We start from the raw sequence: 18,965 nt of genomic DNA, 5'->3' as shown, positions 1-18,965 counted from the left end.
TATGGGATCACGGAAATGGGCAGCTGCTCTTTCCTTATTAAGTATCGGATTACTGGCCGCATGCGGAACGAATACGGAGAACGGCAAATCCGGTTCGAGCGGCAAAGAACCTCAACCGCTCGCCGATCCGACTACCCAACCAGCCAATCTCGTCATCTTCGACACGACAGGCGAGAAGGTTGAACTGCTCATGGATAAGTACGGAACGAAGCTGAAGGAGAAATTCCCGAAGTTCAATTTCGAGATCGTTCAGAAAGTCGACAGCAAAACTTTGCCCAATCTGATTACGGGCGGAACGCCCATCGATATAGTGGTCGAATCAACGGGCGTTTCCGTGCTTGAGTACGGCCTTCAGGACGATATTAGCGATCTGATCGCCAAGTATAAGTTCGATTTGAATCGCCTGGAGCCGACTACGGTGGAAATCCAACGCAAGCTGGCGGGCGGGGGCCTCTACGGGCTTCCGACTTGGACGCGTTCGATGGCGCTCTACTACAACAAGGACTTGTTCGATATGTTCGGCGTATCGTATCCGAAGGACGGGATGACTTGGGATGAGCTGTACGAATTGACCCGCAAGATGACCCGCTCCGAAGGAGGCCGCCAATACAAGGGCTTGACGATGGCGTTCGAATTCGGGCTTATGCTGAACCAGCTCGAGGCACCGAGCCAGGATGCCGCTTCGGGCAAAGCGTTGTTCCTGCAGGACGGCTTCAAGAAGGCATTCGAGAATCAGGCCCGTTTTTACCAAATAGCCGGCAACGGACTGCCCGGCAACCGGTTCTATTTGGATAATCAACAAAATCCGTTCTATAAAGACAAGACGGCCGCGATGTTCTTGACTCTGACCGGCGCCGAAAAAATTTATAAGGATAGCGTGAATTGGGACATTGCCTCGTTCCCCGTATTCCCGGGAAAGGAAGGGATCGGTTCCCAATCGTATCCGACTTACTTCTTCTTGAGCAAAACTAGCAAAAACCGTGAAGCCGCCTTCCAGGTGCTAAACTACATGACTTCGGACGAATTCCAGAACTACTCCGCTCGCTCCGGCAATATTACGATCTTGAAGGATACATCGGTCATGAAGCAGTTCGCCGTCGATCTCCCGTACGTGAAGGGTAAAAATATGAAGGCGGTGCTTCCTGCCAAATATGCCGTACCGACCCTCAAAACGAAACATAATGGGATCGCCAATAAGGAATTGCTTGCCGCACTCGAAGCCGTATCCAAAGGCGCGGATTATGTAACGGCATTGCGTGAAGCGTCAGAACGGAACGATAAAGAGGTAGGCAGCTTGTCGGGAAAGTAACCGCGTGCATTTAAAAATAGCCCGGGAATGGACATAAGACGTTCCATCCCGGGCTATTGGCTTTACACTACCGCATTCTCCTGCAGCTGACTTTCCTTCTGCTGTTCGGTTCTCGCCCGATCCCGCTCCAGTATCGGCTTCAAGTACTTGCCTGTGTAAGATGCGGCTACTTGGACGACTTCCTCCGGCGAACCGGCGGCCACGATCGTACCGCCGCGGCTGCCGCCTTCCGGTCCCAGGTCGATCAAATAGTCCGCCGTCTTGATTACATCCAGATTGTGCTCGATGACCAGTACCGTCTCTCCGCTGTCGACCAGACGGTGCAGCACCGTCAACAAACGGTCGATATCGTCGATATGCAGCCCCGTCGTCGGTTCGTCCAAAATGTAAATCGTCTTGCCCGTGCTTCGCCGGTAAAGCTCGGCGGCGAGCTTCACCCGCTGCGCTTCCCCGCCCGACAGCGTCGTAGCCGGTTGTCCGAGCTTCATATAACCGAGACCTACATCAAGCAGCGTCTGCAGCTTCCGGTGAATGCGCGGGATGTTCTGGAAAAACTCGCAGCCGTCCTCAATCGTAAGCTCCAGCACTTCGGCGATGTTTTTCCCTTTGTACTTAATGTCCAGCGTCTCGCGATTGTATCGTTTCCCTTTGCATACCTCGCAAGGCACGTATACGTCCGGCAAGAAGTGCATCTCAATCTTGATGATGCCGTCCCCGCTGCACGCTTCGCACCTTCCGCCTTTGACGTTGAAGCTGAAGCGGCCCTTCTTGTAGCCCCTCACCTTCGCTTCCGTCGTGTTCGAGAAAACGTCCCGGATATCGTCGAACAAGCCGGTATAAGTGGCCGGATTCGAACGGGGCGTTCTGCCGATCGGCGACTGGTCGATGTCGATCACTTTCTCGATATGCTCGAGCCCCGCTATTTCTTTATGCTCGCCGGGGCGCAGCTTCGCCTTGTTCAGATCGCGGGCAAGCGCCTTGTACAAAATATCGTTGATCAGCGTGCTTTTGCCGGAGCCGGATACGCCGGTAACGCAGCTGAACACGCCGAGCGGAATTTTGACGTTTACGCCGCGCAAATTGTTTTCCTTCGCTCCTTTGACTTCAAGCCATTTGCCGTTCGGCTTGCGTCTCGGACTCGGCACGGGAATAAACTTTTTGCCGCTCAAGTATTGTCCGGTCAACGAGTTCGGGTCTTTCATAATTTCTTCCGGCGTCCCTTGCGCCACTACTTGTCCGCCATGAATGCCCGCACCCGGTCCGATATCGATAATATAGTCCGCCGCCAGCATCGTATCTTCGTCATGCTCGACGACGATTAGAGTATTGCCCAGATTGCGCATATGCTCCAAGGTCTGGATCAGCCGATCGTTATCCCGCTGATGCAACCCGATGCTCGGCTCGTCCAAAATATATAACACGCCCATCAAGCTGGAGCCAATCTGGGTCGCCAGCCGTATCCGCTGCGCTTCTCCGCCGGACAACGTTCCCGCCGAACGGTTGAGCGACAAGTAATCGAGCCCGACGTTGACGAGAAATCCGAGACGAGCTTCAATTTCTTTCAGCACCAAATTGGCGATCGTCCGTTCCTTATCGGTCAGCTCCAACGATTGAAAGAAGGTGGCCGCCTCCCCGATGGACAGGTGGGTGACGTACGCCATGTTTTTGCCGGAGATCGTAACGGCCAAGCTTTCCCGCTTCAACCGATGGCCTTTACAGCTTTGGCACGGCTTCGCACTCATATATTGCTCGATATGCTCCCGGATGCCGTCGGATCCGGTCTCTCGGTACCGCCGCTCCAGATTGCGGACGATGCCCTCGAAAGGAACGAGCGCTTCCTTCGTAAATCCGAAGTCGTTCTCGTAACGGAACTTGATCTTCTCCCCGCCGGTTCCATACAAAATTTTCTTCATATGGTCCGTGCTGAGCTCGGAAACGGACACATCCTTCGGAATATCGTAATGCTCGCACACGGCAGCCAAAAATTGCGGGTAGTAGTTCGAAGTGCTGCCGGCCCACGCTTCGAAAGCGCCTCCTTCTATCGTGAGCGCCGGATTCGGCACAAGAAGGTCCGGGTCCACAATCATTTTTGCGCCCAACCCGTCACAATCCGGACATGCTCCGAACGGACTGTTGAACGAGAACATGCGCGGCGCCAGCTCCTCGATGCTGAAGCCGCATTCCGGACAAGCGAGCTTCTGGCTGAACAGCAGCTCCTCTTGCTCCATAACGTCGACGATAACGCGACCGTCGGACAGCTTCAACGCCGTCTCCAGCGAATCCGCCAGACGGGCGTGAATGTCGTTCTTCACGACGATCCGGTCGACGACCACTTCGATCGAATGCTTTTTGTTTTTCTCCAGCTCGATTTTCTCGGACAAATCGCGAATTTCGCCGTTGACGCGGACACGGACGAAGCCCTGCTTCTGAATGTCCGCGAGCAGCTTCGTATGCTCGCCTTTGCGCCCCGATACGATCGGCGCCAATATTTGCAGCTTCGTCCGCTCCGGGTATTCCATGATCCGGTCTACCATCTGCTCGACCGACTGGGCCGTTATTTCGATTCCATGATCCGGACAATGCGGACGCCCGATTCTCGCGAACATGAGACGAAGGTAGTCGTATATTTCCGTTACCGTTCCGACCGTCGAACGGGGATTGCGGCTCGTCGTCTTCTGGTCGATCGAAATAGCGGGCGACAGCCCCTCGATCGAATCGACGTCGGGCTTATCCATTTGTCCGAGAAATTGCCGGGCGTAAGCGGACAGCGACTCGACGTATCGCCGCTGCCCTTCCGCATAGATCGTATCGAAGGCAAGCGACGATTTGCCCGATCCGCTTAATCCGGTCAGTACGACGAATTTGTCGCGAGGGATCGTCACGTCGACATTTTTAAGATTATGAGCTCGCGCTCCTTTGATAACGATGCGGTCTTGTGCCATTTTGGATCATCCTTTCCGGGGTGAAACCGTACCTTCCTTCATCATAGCACGCATGTCGGCTGCGAGAAACGTTCACCCTGCTGGAAAACCTTTCTCCGACATGCGCCAGACTTACTGCGCCTTCAGCTCCAATATCGCATCGCGCAGCTCCGCTGCCCGCTCGAACTGCAAGTTTTTGGCCGCTTCTTTCATTTCCGCCTCGAGACGTTCGATTACCGACGCGCGGTCTTTCTTGGACATTTTCTCCGACTTGATATCGGCCAAATAATCGGCCTTCTGCTCGGCCACCTTCGTCGCCTCAATCACGTCGCGCACCCGCTTCTGGACTGTCTGCGGCGTAATGCCGTGCTGCTCGTTGAAGGCGATCTGGACTCCGCGCCGCCGCTCGGTCTCGCGTATCGCCTTCTCCATCGAGTCGGTCCGCTTGTCCCCGTACATGATGACCCGGCCGTTCGCATTCCGGGCGGCCCGGCCGATCGTCTGGATAAGCGACCGTTCCGCGCGCAAGAAGCCTTCCTTGTCCGCATCGAGTATCGCGACGAGCGACACCTCCGGCAAGTCCAAGCCTTCGCGCAGCAAATTGATGCCTACCAGCACGTGATACGTGCCGAGACGCAAATCGCGCAGCAGCTGCATCCGCTCCAGCGTCTTAATATCCGAGTGCAAATAACGCACCTTAATGCCGAGTTCCTTCAAATAGTCGGTCAAATCCTCCGACATCTTCTTCGTCAGCGTCGTGACGAGCACTCTCTCGTCCTTCGCGATCCGTTCGTTGATCTCGCCGATCAGATCGTCGATTTGCCCTTTGGTCGGGCGCACCTCGATGATCGGGTCAAGGAGGCCCGTCGGACGTATAATCTGTTGCACCATCGTAGGGCACTGCTCAATCTCGTAGGGGCCGGGCGTTGCGGACACGAATATCGCCTGGCTTACTTTCTTCTCGAACTCCTCGAACCGCAACGGCCGATTATCCAGCGCAGACGGCAGACGGAAGCCGTGGTCCACGAGCACTTCCTTCCGTGCCCTGTCTCCGTTGTACATGCCGCGTATTTGCGGCAGCGTCACATGCGATTCGTCGACGATAACGAGCATGTCGTCGGGGAAATAATCGAACAGCGTATACGGAGTGGCTCCGCGCTCGCGGAACGTAAGCGGGCCCGAGTAGTTCTCGATTCCCGAGCAAAATCCCATCTCATGCATCATTTCCAGGTCGTAACGGGTACGCTGCTCCAGCCTTTGCGCCTCCAGCAGCTTCCCCTGAGAGCGCAGCTCGGCCAGCCGCTCCTCCAGCTCGCGCTCGATATCGACCAGCGCAACCTTCATCGTATCCTCGTGGGTTACGAAGTGAGAAGCCGGGAATATCGCGATATGGTCGCGTTCCCCGATAATTTCGCCGGTCAGTACGTCGATTTCGGTAATGCGCTCGATTTCGTCTCCGAACAGCTCGACGCGTACGGCTTGCTCCCCGCGGGAGGCAGGGAATATTTCGATGACGTCGCCGCGCACGCGGAACGTGCCGCGCACGAAGTTCAAATCGTTGCGCTGGTACTGGATGTCTACGAGCTTGTGAAGAATTTCGTTGCGCGGGCGCTCCATCCCGGTACGCAGCGACAGCACCAGGTTCTTGTATTCGATCGGGGAGCCGAGACCGTAGATGCACGATACGCTGGCCACGATGATGACGTCTCTTCGTTCGAACAGCGAGCTGGTGGCGGAGTGGCGGAGCTTGTCGATTTCTTCGTTGATGCTGGAGTCCTTCTCGATGTAGGTGTCGCTGGAAGGAATATACGCTTCGGGCTGGTAGTAATCGTAATAGCTGACAAAATACGACACGGCATTATTAGGGAAAAACTCCTGGAACTCGCTGCAAAGCTGAGCCGCCAATGTTTTGTTGTGTGCGATGACAAGCGTCGGCCTGTTCAGCTGCGCGATCACTTGGGCCGCCGTAAACGTCTTCCCTGTCCCGGTAGCCCCGAGCAGCGTCTGGTACCTCTTCCCTTCGTTCACTCCCTGCACAAGCTCGCCGATCGCCCGTGGCTGATCGCCCTGCGGCTTGAATTCCGACATCAATTGGAACGGTTTGTTTGAAAGTACGATATCGCTCATCGTTTCTCCCTCACTGGGTCTTTCGACTCTATTGGTCCTTTCGGCTCTGGCCGATATATGGTATGACATGAAGATTGCCGAATGTTTGTTCTCATCATTATACCTCTTTTCCCGAATTGTTGCAAATTTTCAAACAAAGGGTGTGGGTCGGAACGTATGGATTTAACTACAATAGTCGGCATTGCGCTGGGGCTGCTAGCGCTTGTCGGCGGTTTTTTGCTGGATGGGGGCCATATAAGCGGACTGCTCGTATTCAGTGCGGCCATCATCGTATTCGGGGGTACGATCGGGGCGGTCATCGTCAGCTTTCCGAAATCGCACCTCAAGCAAATCCCGAAGGCGATCAGCCTTGCGTTCCGGGAAAAAAGAACCGATCCGCAGGAGCTGATCGCGGAGTTGGTAGATATGGCATTAGTAGCTCGCCGCGAAGGCGTGCTGGCGCTGGAAGACCGCGCCCAGGCGCATCCTAACGCGTTTTTGCGGGACGGGCTGCAGATGGTGGTGGACGGCACCGACCCCGATTTACTCCGGCAAATTCTCGAGGTGGAAATCGAGGCAAAAGAGAAGCTTTACGGCAGCTACGCCAAACTATTCGAAGCGGCGGGCGGCTATGCCCCGACGATGGGCATTATCGGTACCGTAATGGGACTAATTCACGTGCTGAGCAATTTGTCCGAGCCGGAGACGCTGGCCGGAGCGATCGCCGTCGCTTTCTCCGCAACCCTGTATGGTGTTGCGAGCGCCAACGTCATCTATTTGCCGATTGCGAACAAGATCAAAATCCGCGGCGAGGAGCATATCGCGGAGATGGACATGATGCTGGAAGGCATGCTCGCCCTGCAGGCGGGGGAAAATCCGCAGCTGATCCAGAAAAAGCTGACCTCGTTCCTTCAACTGGAAACGGCCGGAGCAGCCGGAAAGGATGCGAACCGCGATGGCGAGGAGACGTAAACCGCAAGCCGCATCTCATTCCAGCAGCGAACGTTGGCTGATCACCTACGCCGACCTGATTACGCTGCTCATGATCTTCTTCGTCATCATGTACGCCATGAGCAAAGTGGACATCGCAAAGTACGAATCGTTGTCCAAGGCGCTCCATCTTCAGTTCAACGACGGCCCGTCGTTCATTCCGAAAGGAACCGGCATCATGGGCGACGCGATTCCGGGCGTTCCGAAAGCGGAAGATTCCGCACGGAAACAAAGTCCGGATCAAACGGTCGATACGGAGCTGGAACAGAAAGAAGAAAACTTGCAAAACCTGCTCAAGGTCGTCCGGCAATACATCGAAGAACAACACCTGCAGGGGCAAGTTTCCGCCAGCGATACTTCGAGGGGCATCGCGATTACGCTCAACGACTTGTTCCTGTTCGATCTCGGCAAAGCGGACCTGAAGCAAGGCGCCTATCCCGTTTTGGAGAAGCTGGCCAGCCTCTTCCCGAAGCTGAACGCCAAAGTGAGCATCGAAGGCCATACCGACGATCTGCCTCTTGCCACAGGCTCGCTGTTCCAGGATAACTGGGGATTGTCGCAGGCCAGATCCGTCTCGGTGATCCGCTACTTCGTCAACACCGCCAAGCTTGCGCCTGGCACCTTTATTTCTTCCGCCTATGCCGACACGAAACCGGTATCGCCCAACGATTCCGAGACGAACCGGCAAAAAAACCGGCGAGTCGAAATCGTCGTGCTGCGGGGCGAATCGAGCTGAAATGATTTCGCTATAGCGCCGAATCGCCAAAGCATTGTATCATGATTAGTAGCGGCTGCAGCAGGACAAGCAGACACAACCAATCCAACCGACGACGGAGGTAGATCGAATTGAGTCAATCATTGCAGCAAGGCTATTTCGGCGAATTCGGAGGAAGCTTCATTCCTCCCAACCTGCAGGAAGTCATGGACTACTTGACCGAGCAATTTTACAAATACAAGGATGATCCCGAATTCAACGAAGAATTCCGGTATTATCTCCGCGAATATGTCGGACGGGAAAATCCGCTCACCTTCGCACAGCGTCTAACCTCCCACTGGGGCGGCGCCAAAATTTATTTGAAGCGCGAAGATTTGAACCATACCGGCGCCCACAAAATCAATAATGTCATCGGCCAAATTTTGCTCGCGAAACGGATGGGAGCGAAGCGGATCATTGCCGAGACCGGAGCCGGACAGCACGGCGTAGCAACGGCGACCGCCTGCGCCATGTTCGAGATGGACTGCGTCATCTATATGGGAGAAGAGGATACGCGGCGCCAGGCGCTGAATGTATTCCGGATGGAGCTGCTCGGCGCGAAGGTTGTGCCGGTATCCAAAGGGCAAGGACGGTTGAAGGATGCCGTGGACGAGGCGCTGAACGACTTGGTGCAAAATTATAAGCATACGTTTTATTTGCTCGGCTCCGCGGTAGGGCCGCATCCGTTCCCGACTATGGTCAAGCATTTCCAATCCGTCGTAAGCGAAGAATCGAAGCGGCAAATTATGGAGAAGGAAGGCCGCTTGCCCGATGCGGTGCTCGCCTGCGTAGGAGGAGGAAGCAATGCGATCGGTGCCTTCGCCCATTACATGGACGAGCCTTCCGTTCGCCTGATCGGAGTAGAGCCGGACCAAGCCCCGTCGTTGACTCAAGGCGTACCGAGCGTCCTTCACGGGTTCAAATGTTTGGTGCTGCTGGACGAGGAAGGGAACCCGAAACCGACTTATTCCATCGCGGCGGGCTTGGATTACCCGGGCATCGGCCCGGAGCACAGCTACCTGAAAACGTCGGGTCGTGCCGAATACGTAACCGTATCGAACGAGGAAGTGCTGGAAGCGTTCAAGGAATTGTCGCGTACCGAAGGTATTATCCCTGCCTTGGAAAGCGCTCATGCCGTTGCCCATGCGAAGAAGCTCGCGCCGACTATGAGCAAGGACCAAATCATTATTATCAATTTGTCCGGGCGCGGAGACAAAGACGTGGAGCAAGTATTCCGCATGTTGAAACATTAATCATTTTACCGAGCAACGGCCATCCCTCCGGGGGTGGCCTCGTTTTTCATATAGTTATAAGTCTATGACACCGTCAACGAATCGTTACCCGGAAAAAAGAAAACTTCGGAAAATCCCGATCCATCGGCATATTCCGAAGCTTCTATCCGACTACAGCGTCCGGTTCGTCTCTCCGCCGGCGGCGATTCTCGTCTTGCGGCGCTCCGCCGCCGTAAACCAGTTGATGTTGCGCTCCTCCAGTACGTACATCGCCTTATCGTCCGGCGACAAGATAACCCCCAGCAAATGATGTTCCCCCGCATACAAAGCACGCTGCACGAATTTGCTGTGTCCTTCGGTGTTGATGACCTCCAGCTTGCAGAATGCTCCGTTCGTCCGCAGCGCCTCATGCAGTTCTTCTTTCGTGCGTACCTTGATTCCATTTGCCTTGTGAATAATTTCCCCCGGTACGAGTCCCATCTCATGTGCCGGACTGCCGGGCAGGACGCCCAATATTTTCAACCCTTGTCCGTCATGCACATAGAATGGAGGATTCGCTGTCTCCTCCCGTCTGCTCCACCAGAACAGCGCCTCATGAAGCGCGATGACGGCGATCGAGCCGACCAAGGCGAACCCGGGCACCCATTCGGCGCAAGCGGCAAGTCCCAGTATCGCGAGCGAATAGACGAGCAGCAGCCTGGCGCTCCGCTTTGCCTTGGCCCGCGGCAGTCGAGTCGTCGTCATCTCGGCGAAACCGAGCATGACCGGCATCGCCGCGAACGTCCAGCCGGCCGACCATATATCGCCCCCGAACAAAGGCGTCCACGGCAAAGCGGCCGAAGAAGATCCGGCTTGAAGCGGGACTAGCAGCAGCAATGGAACCGGCCAAAATTGCTGGAGCTGATAACCGCCGATCACTTTCCCGCGCTTGCCTTCCACGAATACGGGCATGGCCATGTCCGCTCCTTGTCTGCCTACGAAAAACGCCTCCAGCAAATGAAGCAGTCCGACCAGAGCGAGCATGGACGATACCGGCAGCTCCCGCAGCGGATCGATCGCCTTGCCTATGTAAGTGACATCGGACAGAGCCGGGAAGGCCTGAACAATCATATGGAAAATGCCGAGCAGCCCTACGGAATAGGCCAAGCAAATGAACCTGACTTGAACGACCGCCAGCAATGCCGATAATACCCACAGCCATACGACGGCCCCAAACGGTACGGTGGCCCCTACGAAAGCCATGACGAACGATGCGGCCATGCCCGCCACGATTCCCAACAGCACCGTCTTCCATGCCGTATCCAGCATCGAATGGAGTCTTGTCGAGAACAATTGTCTCTCCAGCATAATTTGCCTGCGATACTGCAGGAGGACGAAGACAATGCCGATATAGTAAAACGGTTGCGCTGCCAATTGCAGCAAAGCCGATAGCACTTGACGTGCCAATTGTGCCGCGACGTCCATCGAACCCGCTCCTTCTCATAGTAGCGTCTATCGATTCCGGAACGGATCGCTCCGGCGTTAGCCTGTTCGAAGAAAACGAAAAGGGAAGGCCGAATGAACGAACCTTCCCTCATTAGTTCGACGCGGCGGGGACGATCTCCTGCCGTTTCGCAACCTTTTCCAGCAAATCCCGCTAAGCGGCACGAGCTGCTCTACCGATTATTTAATTGCCTTTCTCATTGTCTCGACAGCGGTTTTCAACTGCACATCGTTTTTTGGGTCGCGGATTTGCTTCGTAATCGCGTCCTCGATCGATTGCGCCGTCTTCACGTCGACCTCGCCGTTCGCCGGCAAGTCGTGCCCGCTTTGAAACGATTTGACCGCTTGAACCGTCTTATCGTTATAGTATCCGTCTGTGCGTCCTGGAGTGAAACCGAGACCTTCCAGCATGATCTGCAGGTTTTTGACGTCGTCGCCGAGCATATCGGCTTTAAGCGTCGATTTTTTGGACATCGGCGATGCTTTGAAATAAGCGGGCTGATCGACGGCTATGTCCGGTGCGATCCCTTTCTGGTGTACCCAATTGCCGTTCGGCGTCAGCCATTTCATAACGGTCATTTTGATATTGCTGCCGTCGCCCAGCTCCTGCTGGTACGTGACTTGAACCGTCCCTTTGCCGTAAGTCTTCTCGCCGACGAGCTTGGCCCCGGCCGCCTCCTGAAGAGCACCCGCCATAATTTCCGATGCGCTGGCGCTGCCGTTGTTGATCAATACGGCAATCGGATAAGGCTTGCTCGAGCCTTTGGACAACGTCTGCTCGCGCTGGCCGTTGCGATCCTCGACCTGGACGATCGGCTTGCCGCTCGGCACGAACGGCTCGAGCATTTCCACGACCGCCTGCAGCATGCCGCCCGGATCGTTGCGGACGTCGATGACTAGCGCCTTCATGCCTTGATCCTCAAGCGCCTTCAGCTGCTCCTTGAACGCCTTCGCCGTATTTTGCACGAATTCGCGAATTTCGATCTTGCCCACTTGTCCTTCAAACATTTCGGAGTGAACCGTCTCGACCGGAATATCGTCTCGAACGACGACAATGTCGATTGGTTCGGAGCCGGTACGCATAATTTGTAGCTTCGCTTGCGATCCTTTCGTGCCGCGGATTTTCATGACCGCCTCGGAGAGCGAAAGCCCGTCCAACTTCTCCCCGTTCACGGACAGGATAATATCGTTCGTCCGAATGCCCGCTTTTTCCGCCGGAGACCCTTTAATGGGAGAGACGACTTTGACCCGCCCTTCCTCGAGCGACACCTCCGCGCCGATTCCTTGGAAAGTCGAATTCAACATGTCGTTGAATTGCTCGGCCTCCTTCTTATCCATATACGTCGTATAAGGATCGTCCAAAGAACGGAGCATGCCGCTGATGGCTCCGTCGATCACTTTCGTCCGGTCCACCTCATGCAAATATTGGCCCTGAATCAATTCGTAAGTCGTCGACAGCTTTTTCATCTCCTGGGCAGTAAAGCCGTTTGCGCCAGGCCTGCTCCCGGATACGCTTTGTCCCTGCTGGGCCAGCGATAAAGGCCCGACGATCGTAAGCGTCAGCACGCTGCTCGCGAACATCGCAAGCAGCAGGAACGCCACGAAAATGTACAGATTGCGTCCTTTCCAGAACATGATCTATTTCACCGCCTTCACTGGCTTGTCTAAACGTACCGTCCTATTGTATGAAGAAGTCCGGTTAAATAGTAATTATTTTGTTACATAAGGTATCGGATCGACGGGATCGCCGTTTTTGCGCACCTCGAAGTGCAGATGGTTTCCGGTCGATTGCCCGGTGGAACCTACATAAGAGACGACATCCCCGGCCTTTACTTGGTCTCCTTCTTTGGCCGCCAAGCCTCTGGCATGGCCGTACCAGGTTTGCAAACCGCCACCGTGGTCGATGACGATCGTATTTCCGTATCCGCTTACCCATTGCGCGATAATAACCGTACCGGGGGCCGCGGCATGAATTTCCGTACCGGCAGGGGCGGGAATGTCGATCCCTTTATGGTTCTCGCTCCGCTTCGTAACCGGATTAATCCGGTGAATAAACCCGGAAGAGATCGTCGTCCGTCCCGGCAAAGGCCAATTGAATTTCCCGCCGGTATACATGGCCGCCTGCTTGTTTTTGTTCTTCTCCGCCCACAGCTTCGACTTCTCGGCAGCGAGTTTTTTCAACGCCGCTTCCTGCTCCTCGCTCAGCTCCTCGAACTGCTCCTCCTGCTTGGCGAGACTTGCGATCAGCACTTCTTTATCTTTTTCCTTCGTCACCAGCGCGTTTTTGATTTGCTCGCTCTCGGCGTATTGCACTTGGATTTGTGCCAGCTGCGCTTCCACCTGGATCTTCTTCTGGGCCACCGCTTCCCGGTCCCTTTTGTTCGACTGCAATATTTCTTTATCTTGGCTGACGATCGACCTCAGCGCCTGGTAACGATCTAAGAAATCGCTGAAGCTGGTCGACTCGAACAGCACCTCCATATACGAGACGAACCCGTTCGTGTACATGAGGCGCACTCGCGATTTCAGGAGCTGGTCGCGGGTCTCCACCCGGTGCTCCGCTTCCTGCAGCTCGTTGTTCGTTTTCTTCACATTGTCTTCGGTCGCTTGTATGTTCTTCAAGATTTCGTTCAGCTTGGCGCCCTGTGCTTCGATCTGGGTCCGCAGCTCTTGGAGGTTGTTCGCTTCTTGGGCTTTGCGGTTCGCGACCTCTTTTTTCATTTTTTCGCTGTCCTGCTGCTCTTTGGCCGCTTTCGCTTCCAATGCTTGAATTTGTCCTAGCCGTTTATCGATTTCGGCGTCAGTCATAGCATACCCTTGTTTTACCTCCGACATAAGCAGCAGCGACAATCCGCAAACCAAAATCAGCGATTTTTTCACCTTTTTCAACGTGATACTCCTCCTTGGCGTTCGGACCAACCGAAACCGGCTTGGACATTTTCCGATTCGAATGCTATACCTTCATAAATTTGCGGACGGACAACAAACTTCCCCATATCCCGATCATGACGCCAATTCCGAGCAGCAGTGCGGGGACGATCAGAAAAAGCTCGTGAAGCGGGATCAGCTTGATCAGCATCAGGCCGAGAGGAACCTGCATATATTTCAGAAACTCCGCATATCCCCACAGCAACACGACTACGGGAATGGCCGAGCCGATTAAGCCAAGCAATGCCCCTTCTATAAAAAACGGCCAGCGGATGAATCCGTTCGTCGCTCCGACGAGTTTCATGATGCCGATCTCGCGCCTGCGGGCCACAATCGTAATTTTAATCGTATTCGAGATAAGGAACATCGCAGTAAGAGCCAGCAGCAGAACGAACACTAGTCCGACGTTGCGAACGATGTCGGTAATTCTGAACAAAGTCTCAACCGTACCTTTGCCGTAATTGATTTTATAAATAAGCGGCGGATTGTTTCGCGTATCGATCGCTTTGATCTGCTCCGCTACTTGACCGACGATCCGCGGGTCGGTCACTTCGACCGTAAAGGAATCGTTCAGCGGATTATTGTCCCCGTCGAATCCTTCAAGCAGCTCTTTGCCCTCCGCCCCCATCTTCTCCCGCAATATGATAAGGCCGTCCGCTTTGGACACGAAAGTCACTTTGCTCACTTCGGCTATGGCGGCAATGTCCCGCTGAATCGCATTTCTTTGCTGCTCGCTTGTATTCACTTCCAAGTAAACGCGTATTTCGACCTGGCTCTCAATCTGATCGGCCAGCCGGTTGACATTTAGCGCAAGCAGAAGAAAAATGCCCAGGACAAACAGCGATATGGAGATCGCGCTGATCGAGGCGAACGTCATCCAGCCGTTGCGGACGACGTTTTTGCCACCTTCCCGAATGTGCCGAGCGAAGGTGCTAATCCTCATAGCCGTATTCTCCTCTCAGCTGGTCGCGGGCGATATTTCCCTTCTCGATGGCGATAACCCGTTTTCGGATCGTGTTGACAATTTCTTTGTTATGCGTAGCCATTACGATCGTGGCGCCCCGGAAATTGATCTCCTCCAGCAGCTTCATGATGCCCCATGATGTTTCCGGGTCCAGATTGCCCGTAGGCTCATCCGCGATAATAACGGCAGGGTTGTTTACTATTGCCCGGGCAATCGCCACGCGCTGCTGCTCTCCGCCCGACATCTGACTCGGCAGCGAAGCCGCCTTGTCCTTTAGCCGGACCAATTCGAGCACCTCCATCGTCCGCTTCTTGATCAGCTTCTTGGGCGCTTCTATCACTTCCATGGCGTAGGCCACATTCTCGTACACCGTCAGCTTCGGCAGCAGCCTGAAATCCTGGAAAATAACGCCGATGTTGCGGCGAACGTACGGGATTTTGCGCTGCTTCAGCTTCTCCAAATTAAAACCGTTTACGAAAATATGGCCTTTGCTCTGCCTCTCCTCGCGATATATTAACTTCATGAACGTAGATTTGCCCGCACCGGACGGGCCTACCACGTAGACGAATTCGTGGGCGTCGATTTTTACGTTAATTCCTTTCAAAGCATGCGTTCCGTCCGGGTAAGTTTTCCATACGTCTTGCATTTCGATCACGCGATCACATCCTGTTACAATCTGCGATGGATCAACTTGTTGAAGTGCCGCCGTTCCATCGGTGACGAAAAAACCGCTCTTCCTCGATATACGTCGATTGACGTAATCTTTGCGCAACTTGGAAATAGGTTAGCATATAGAAGTTCGACACTTGCCACGAAAATCCTCTATGAAACTTTTCGATTCAACATATTCTTTCAGCATCTTTGTTATTGCTTCAACGGGCGCCGCGCGGTTTACGGCGTCTAATATAGGTGTCAAATCGAGACAACCCTCCGCATATAGTAAAAGGGGAGAGGTCGCCCAAGCTTATGCTTGCACTGTAGGCTGCACCCTCCCGGAGGAGCGGTCCTATGAATCGTCAACTTGCAAACCGGCTGATGCTGATTGCCGTTGCGGGAATTGTCGCACTGTGGATATGGTTTTGGTGGTACTCCGGACAACGAACGGTTCCCCAGGGCGTACGGTTAGGCGAATGGAGCGTCGGAGGAATGCCGGAGGAGCAGTTTCGACTTGAGCTGAAGGCCCGATTAACGCAGCTGTACGGTGAACCGGTCCGGTTCGAAATGATCGGGGGGGATCAGGAGAAAGAAACATTCACATTGGGTCAGCTCGGCCTGTCGGCGGAGGAACGGCGCCTGTCGAAGCTTGCGGACTACTTGTTCGAAGGAGACCGGCTCACGAAAGCAAAGCGCAGATGGCACCTGCGCAACACCGTCCTGCCGTTCGAGCTCAGTTTGTCGGACGACATGCTCCGCAAAACATTAACGGCTGCATGGCCCGCTCGAATGAATCCGCCTGTCAAAAATGCGGAACGGACCGTTACGGCCGACGACCGAATCATGTATACGCCCGAACAGCGGGCCCATACCGTCGATATCTCACGATTGGCCGAGCGGCTGATCGCCGTCGGCTATGAGCTTTTTTATGCAGCCGGCCATTCCGATGCCGCGAAAGCTCCCGCACCCGCGACGATCGTTCAAGTACCGATGCGAGAGCAGCTTCCCGAAGTGACGCTCGAGATGTTGAAGGCACAAGGAATCAACCGGAAAATATCCGAGTTTACAACCTATTTCCCCGGAAGCGTGCCAGGCCGTGTCCATAACATTCAAGCGACTGCCGCTACGGTTCATGACAAACTGCTCGCCCCCGGGGAACGTTTCGACTACGGCACGATCATTCGCGCCACCGAGCAGAAGGTCGGCTATCGCGAAGCTCCCGTCATCTTGAACGGGAAGCTCGTTCCGGGCATCGGCGGCGGGATATGCCAAGTGTCGACCACGCTTTACAACGCCGTCCTTCTGGCCGGGCTCAAAGTAAACGAACGGCGGAACCATTCACTTCCGGTCAGCTACGTACCGCTGGGACAAGATGCCACCTACGCGGACGGGTATATCAACTTCATGTTTACGAACAGCACGGAGCACTACCTATGGATCCGCACGGAATCAGACGCGAACCGGGTTACCGTCAAGCTGTTCGGCACGACACCGGAGTCGGTGACGTACGAAGTGGAGTCGAATATTTTGCAGACGTTGGAGCCTCCGGTCAAGTATGTGCGCAATCCGACGCTCCAGATCGGGGAGCAATCGATATTGCAGCAAGGCAAACCGGGCTACGTCGTGGAAACGTTCCGAATCCGGAAAGAAAACGGCGTCGTCGTCGGCAAAGAGCGGTTGTCTCAAGACAAATACCAGCCTCAGCCCTCCTTAATCGCCGTTCACGGCAGCGATGCGGCGCCGGACGGCAAAGACGCGCCTCCCGGCGGCCGTTCCATTATCGAGGACGGCGTCTTCGCTCCCGTATTTCCGAAAGGACGGTAACTACCGATCCCGGCGTCTCGGCGACGGAACTTGCTGCGAGAGCCGGGTGCCGGCCAAATACTGCGTCGGAGAGACGTTGAACACTTTTTTGAAGCTTTTGCTGAAAGCATACACATCGCTGTACTCCATCCGTTCGGCCAATTCGGATACGCTCATCCGGGACTGCACGAGTAGCTCCCCGGCCCTTTGCATCTTCGTTCTGGCGATAAAAGCCTTTAGCGTTTCCCCGGTGCAGGCTTTGAACAGACGGCTCATATATTGCGCGGACATGTTCATCTCCCTGGCCAGCAGCTCCTGGTCCAGACCGATCCCGCTTCTTTCGCGAATATAGGCCATGATTTGACGCACCCTCTGCATTTGCCGGACGGAGAAGCCGGACGGTTCCTGCGGGGACAGATGCAGCCGGAACAAATTGGCGAAGAATCGCTTCATCAGGCAGTCGAACTCAAGCTCCTGCAAAGGGACCGGGAACTCCAGCACGTCCATCGCCTGGTAAAGCATACTCTCCGCTTGAAACGATTCCCCCACCAGCGTGAAGCGAGGAAATGGAAATCGGGACGTCAGCTCTTCGGCACCCGACAGCCTGAAATGCAAATACAGGACGGTCAGCCGGTTTTTCGGGTCCTGCGTCGCTTTCGGCAAATCGCCCGGACGCATAACGAGACAGCTTTGCTTTTGCAGCTCGAACGTCTCTTCCCCGAGAGTCATGACGCCTCGGCCGGAAATGACATAGAAAATATCGTAGTCGTGAAAAGGCTTCTGGTGATCCCAATACCAGCCCGGGGAGCATTCCCGCTTCCCGTAAGAGCCCCCGTTGCTGAACGTAACCGTTTCCAAAGGATGGTTCATGATGCCGCCTCCGGACCTGGCATAATAGGACGAAAGATGCGCCCGGGCATCCTCCCGCCCGGATCGCATCTTCCCTTTGGCCGATCGATATTCAACATTCCGCTTTCGTCATTTCGTTCGTGAAAACGATTTTGTACTCCTCGGCCGACATTTTTTTCGCTGACTCCGGCGCATAATGGAACTGCAGCGCTCTTCGCCGTTGATCCGACAAATTAGGTGGCGTCCCATGATGAAGCAGTCCGGAAAAAATCATCAGGCCGCCCGGCTTCAACGGCACCGCTTCGTCCTTGGGCACATCGACTACGGTGTCGCACAGCTGCCAATCCCTTACCGCGTAATGCGGTACGGGACCGTTCCTATGAGACCGGGGAATGACATGCATGCAGCCGTTGTCCAACGTAGCTTCATCCAAAGCGATCCATACGCCCGCGACCATCTTCGTATAAGAAAAGTTGCCGTACGCCATATCCTGATGCCACGGCTTCTCGATTCCCGCGTCGGCGGACGGCGGCTTGAGCAGCGCCTGATCCTCGCAAAAACGCGGAGCTTCGCCGAACATTTTCTCCAGCACACTGAGTATGCTCGGATGGAAGCAAATATGATGAAGCGCCGGACAATGATCGACAAACTTGTGCAGCTTGCGGACGGAAAATTCGCGTTCCTGCTCGGTGTCGAACTCGATCTTGTCCTTTACTTCGCCCCTCCCGCGAACATATTGGATTTTCGGTCCGACGATGCGCCCGTGAATGACGTCGTCGATCGAATCGATCGCCGCTTTCACTTCTGCTTCGGTCAGCACCTGTTCAATGGCCACATATCCCAATTCGCGGTACGTTTTTATCGTTTCCTCGGTAACATGCTCAGGTGACGGAATACGATGCTTCGCCAACTGGTCGAACCGGTACATGCTGTTCCGGATATCAAGCGGATTATCGGCAGGCTTCAACAATGG

General features: G+C 54.9%; 14 protein-coding genes. 5 read left to right on the top strand and 9 right to left on the bottom strand.

The window, feature by feature from the left end; translation table 11 throughout:
- The first annotated feature begins 1 nt into the window (after position 1).
- Complete coding sequence (locus FE783_RS23495; protein WP_138881831.1) at positions 2–1,309, top strand: ABC transporter substrate-binding protein; 1,308 nt, start codon at positions 2–4, stop codon at positions 1,307–1,309.
- Between the two features lie 62 nt (positions 1,310–1,371).
- Here the strand turns inward: FE783_RS23495 and uvrA are convergent, their stop codons facing one another.
- Together uvrA and uvrB are read right to left on the bottom strand one after the other, a co-directional pair.
- A complete protein-coding gene (gene uvrA, locus FE783_RS23490; RefSeq protein WP_138881830.1) occupies positions 1,372–4,251 on the bottom strand; it encodes an excinuclease ABC subunit UvrA in 2,880 nt (959 codons plus the stop codon).
- A gap of 111 nt (positions 4,252–4,362) precedes the next feature.
- Positions 4,363–6,357 carry an excinuclease ABC subunit UvrB gene (gene uvrB, locus FE783_RS23485; RefSeq protein WP_138881829.1) on the bottom strand — a complete coding sequence of 665 codons (1,995 nt, stop codon included), beginning with the start codon at positions 6,355–6,357 and terminating at the stop codon, positions 4,363–4,365.
- Between the two features lie 156 nt (positions 6,358–6,513).
- Here uvrB and FE783_RS23480 point away from each other — a divergent pair, with 156 nt between their 5' ends.
- The 3 genes from FE783_RS23480 (at position 6,514) to trpB (ending at position 9,333) form a co-directional block, all read left to right on the top strand.
- Complete coding sequence (locus FE783_RS23480) at positions 6,514–7,308, top strand: flagellar motor protein (protein WP_138881828.1); 795 nt, start codon at positions 6,514–6,516, stop codon at positions 7,306–7,308.
- Entirely contained in the window at positions 7,292–8,062 is a 771-nt protein-coding gene (locus FE783_RS23475) for an OmpA/MotB family protein (protein WP_138881827.1), read from the top strand. Before FE783_RS23480 ends, FE783_RS23475 begins: the two co-directional genes overlap by 17 nt.
- A gap of 110 nt (positions 8,063–8,172) precedes the next feature.
- Entirely contained in the window at positions 8,173–9,333 is a 1,161-nt protein-coding gene (gene trpB, locus FE783_RS23470; protein ID WP_420799763.1) for a tryptophan synthase subunit beta, read from the top strand.
- A 150-nt stretch (positions 9,334–9,483) separates the two neighbouring features.
- On the opposite strand, the gene FE783_RS23465 is transcribed toward trpB, so the two are convergent.
- The 5 genes from FE783_RS23465 to ftsE form a co-directional block, all read right to left on the bottom strand.
- A complete protein-coding gene (locus FE783_RS23465; RefSeq protein WP_138881825.1) occupies positions 9,484–10,776 on the bottom strand; it encodes a PDZ domain-containing protein in 1,293 nt (430 codons plus the stop codon).
- A 198-nt stretch (positions 10,777–10,974) separates the two neighbouring features.
- A complete protein-coding gene (locus FE783_RS23460; protein WP_138881824.1) occupies positions 10,975–12,429 on the bottom strand; it encodes a S41 family peptidase in 1,455 nt (484 codons plus the stop codon).
- A gap of 75 nt (positions 12,430–12,504) precedes the next feature.
- The gene (locus tag FE783_RS23455) at positions 12,505–13,674 is read right to left on the bottom strand and encodes a murein hydrolase activator EnvC family protein (protein ID WP_238403228.1); all 1,170 of its coding nucleotides are present in this window, start codon (positions 13,672–13,674) and stop codon (positions 12,505–12,507) included.
- A 73-nt stretch (positions 13,675–13,747) separates the two neighbouring features.
- Positions 13,748–14,665, bottom strand: a complete 918-nt coding sequence (ftsX, locus tag FE783_RS23450) for a permease-like cell division protein FtsX (RefSeq protein WP_138881822.1) — start codon at positions 14,663–14,665, stop codon at positions 13,748–13,750.
- Positions 14,655–15,341 carry a cell division ATP-binding protein FtsE gene (ftsE, locus tag FE783_RS23445; protein ID WP_138881821.1) on the bottom strand — a complete coding sequence of 229 codons (687 nt, stop codon included), beginning with the start codon at positions 15,339–15,341 and terminating at the stop codon, positions 14,655–14,657. The genes ftsX and ftsE overlap by 11 nt, the downstream gene beginning before the upstream one ends.
- Before the next feature lie 353 nt (positions 15,342–15,694).
- Between ftsE and FE783_RS23440 the strand changes: the two genes are divergently transcribed.
- Positions 15,695–17,164 carry a VanW family protein gene (locus tag FE783_RS23440; protein WP_138881820.1) on the top strand — a complete coding sequence of 490 codons (1,470 nt, stop codon included), beginning with the start codon at positions 15,695–15,697 and terminating at the stop codon, positions 17,162–17,164.
- Here the strand turns inward: FE783_RS23440 and FE783_RS23435 are convergent, their stop codons facing one another.
- Together FE783_RS23435 and FE783_RS23430 are read right to left on the bottom strand one after the other, a co-directional pair.
- Complete coding sequence (locus FE783_RS23435) at positions 17,165–18,013, bottom strand: AraC family transcriptional regulator (RefSeq protein WP_158301990.1); 849 nt, start codon at positions 18,011–18,013, stop codon at positions 17,165–17,167. It abuts the gene before it with no gap.
- A 91-nt stretch (positions 18,014–18,104) separates the two neighbouring features.
- Positions 18,105–18,962 (bottom strand): phytanoyl-CoA dioxygenase family protein, encoded by an 858-nt coding sequence (locus FE783_RS23430; RefSeq protein ID WP_138881818.1) that lies wholly within the window; start codon positions 18,960–18,962, stop codon positions 18,105–18,107.
- Positions 18,963–18,965 lie beyond the last annotated feature (3 nt).

The organism is Paenibacillus mesophilus, assembly GCF_005938385.1.
Lineage (GTDB): Bacteria > Bacillota > Bacilli > Paenibacillales > NBRC-103111 > Paenibacillus_AB > Paenibacillus_AB mesophilus.
This window is presented reverse-complemented; position numbering and strand designations above follow the sequence as displayed.

Coding starts and splice junctions, on each gene's coding strand:
- FE783_RS23440 (WP_138881820.1), top strand. CDS start 15,695: ATGAATCGTCAACTTGCAAACCGGCTGATGCTGATTGCCGTTGCGGGA.
- FE783_RS23460 (WP_138881824.1), bottom strand. CDS start 12,429: ATGTTCTGGAAAGGACGCAATCTGTACATTTTCGTGGCGTTCCTGCTG.
- ftsX (WP_138881822.1), bottom strand. CDS start 14,665: ATGAGGATTAGCACCTTCGCTCGGCACATTCGGGAAGGTGGCAAAAAC.
- FE783_RS23480 (WP_138881828.1), top strand. CDS start 6,514: ATGGATTTAACTACAATAGTCGGCATTGCGCTGGGGCTGCTAGCGCTT.
- FE783_RS23475 (WP_138881827.1), top strand. CDS start 7,292: ATGGCGAGGAGACGTAAACCGCAAGCCGCATCTCATTCCAGCAGCGAA.
- uvrB (WP_138881829.1), bottom strand. CDS start 6,357: ATGAGCGATATCGTACTTTCAAACAAACCGTTCCAATTGATGTCGGAA.
- uvrA (WP_138881830.1), bottom strand. CDS start 4,251: ATGGCACAAGACCGCATCGTTATCAAAGGAGCGCGAGCTCATAATCTT.
- FE783_RS23465 (WP_138881825.1), bottom strand. CDS start 10,776: ATGGACGTCGCGGCACAATTGGCACGTCAAGTGCTATCGGCTTTGCTG.
- FE783_RS23435 (WP_158301990.1), bottom strand. CDS start 18,013: ATGAACCATCCTTTGGAAACGGTTACGTTCAGCAACGGGGGCTCTTAC.
- FE783_RS23495 (WP_138881831.1), top strand. CDS start 2: ATGGGATCACGGAAATGGGCAGCTGCTCTTTCCTTATTAAGTATCGGA.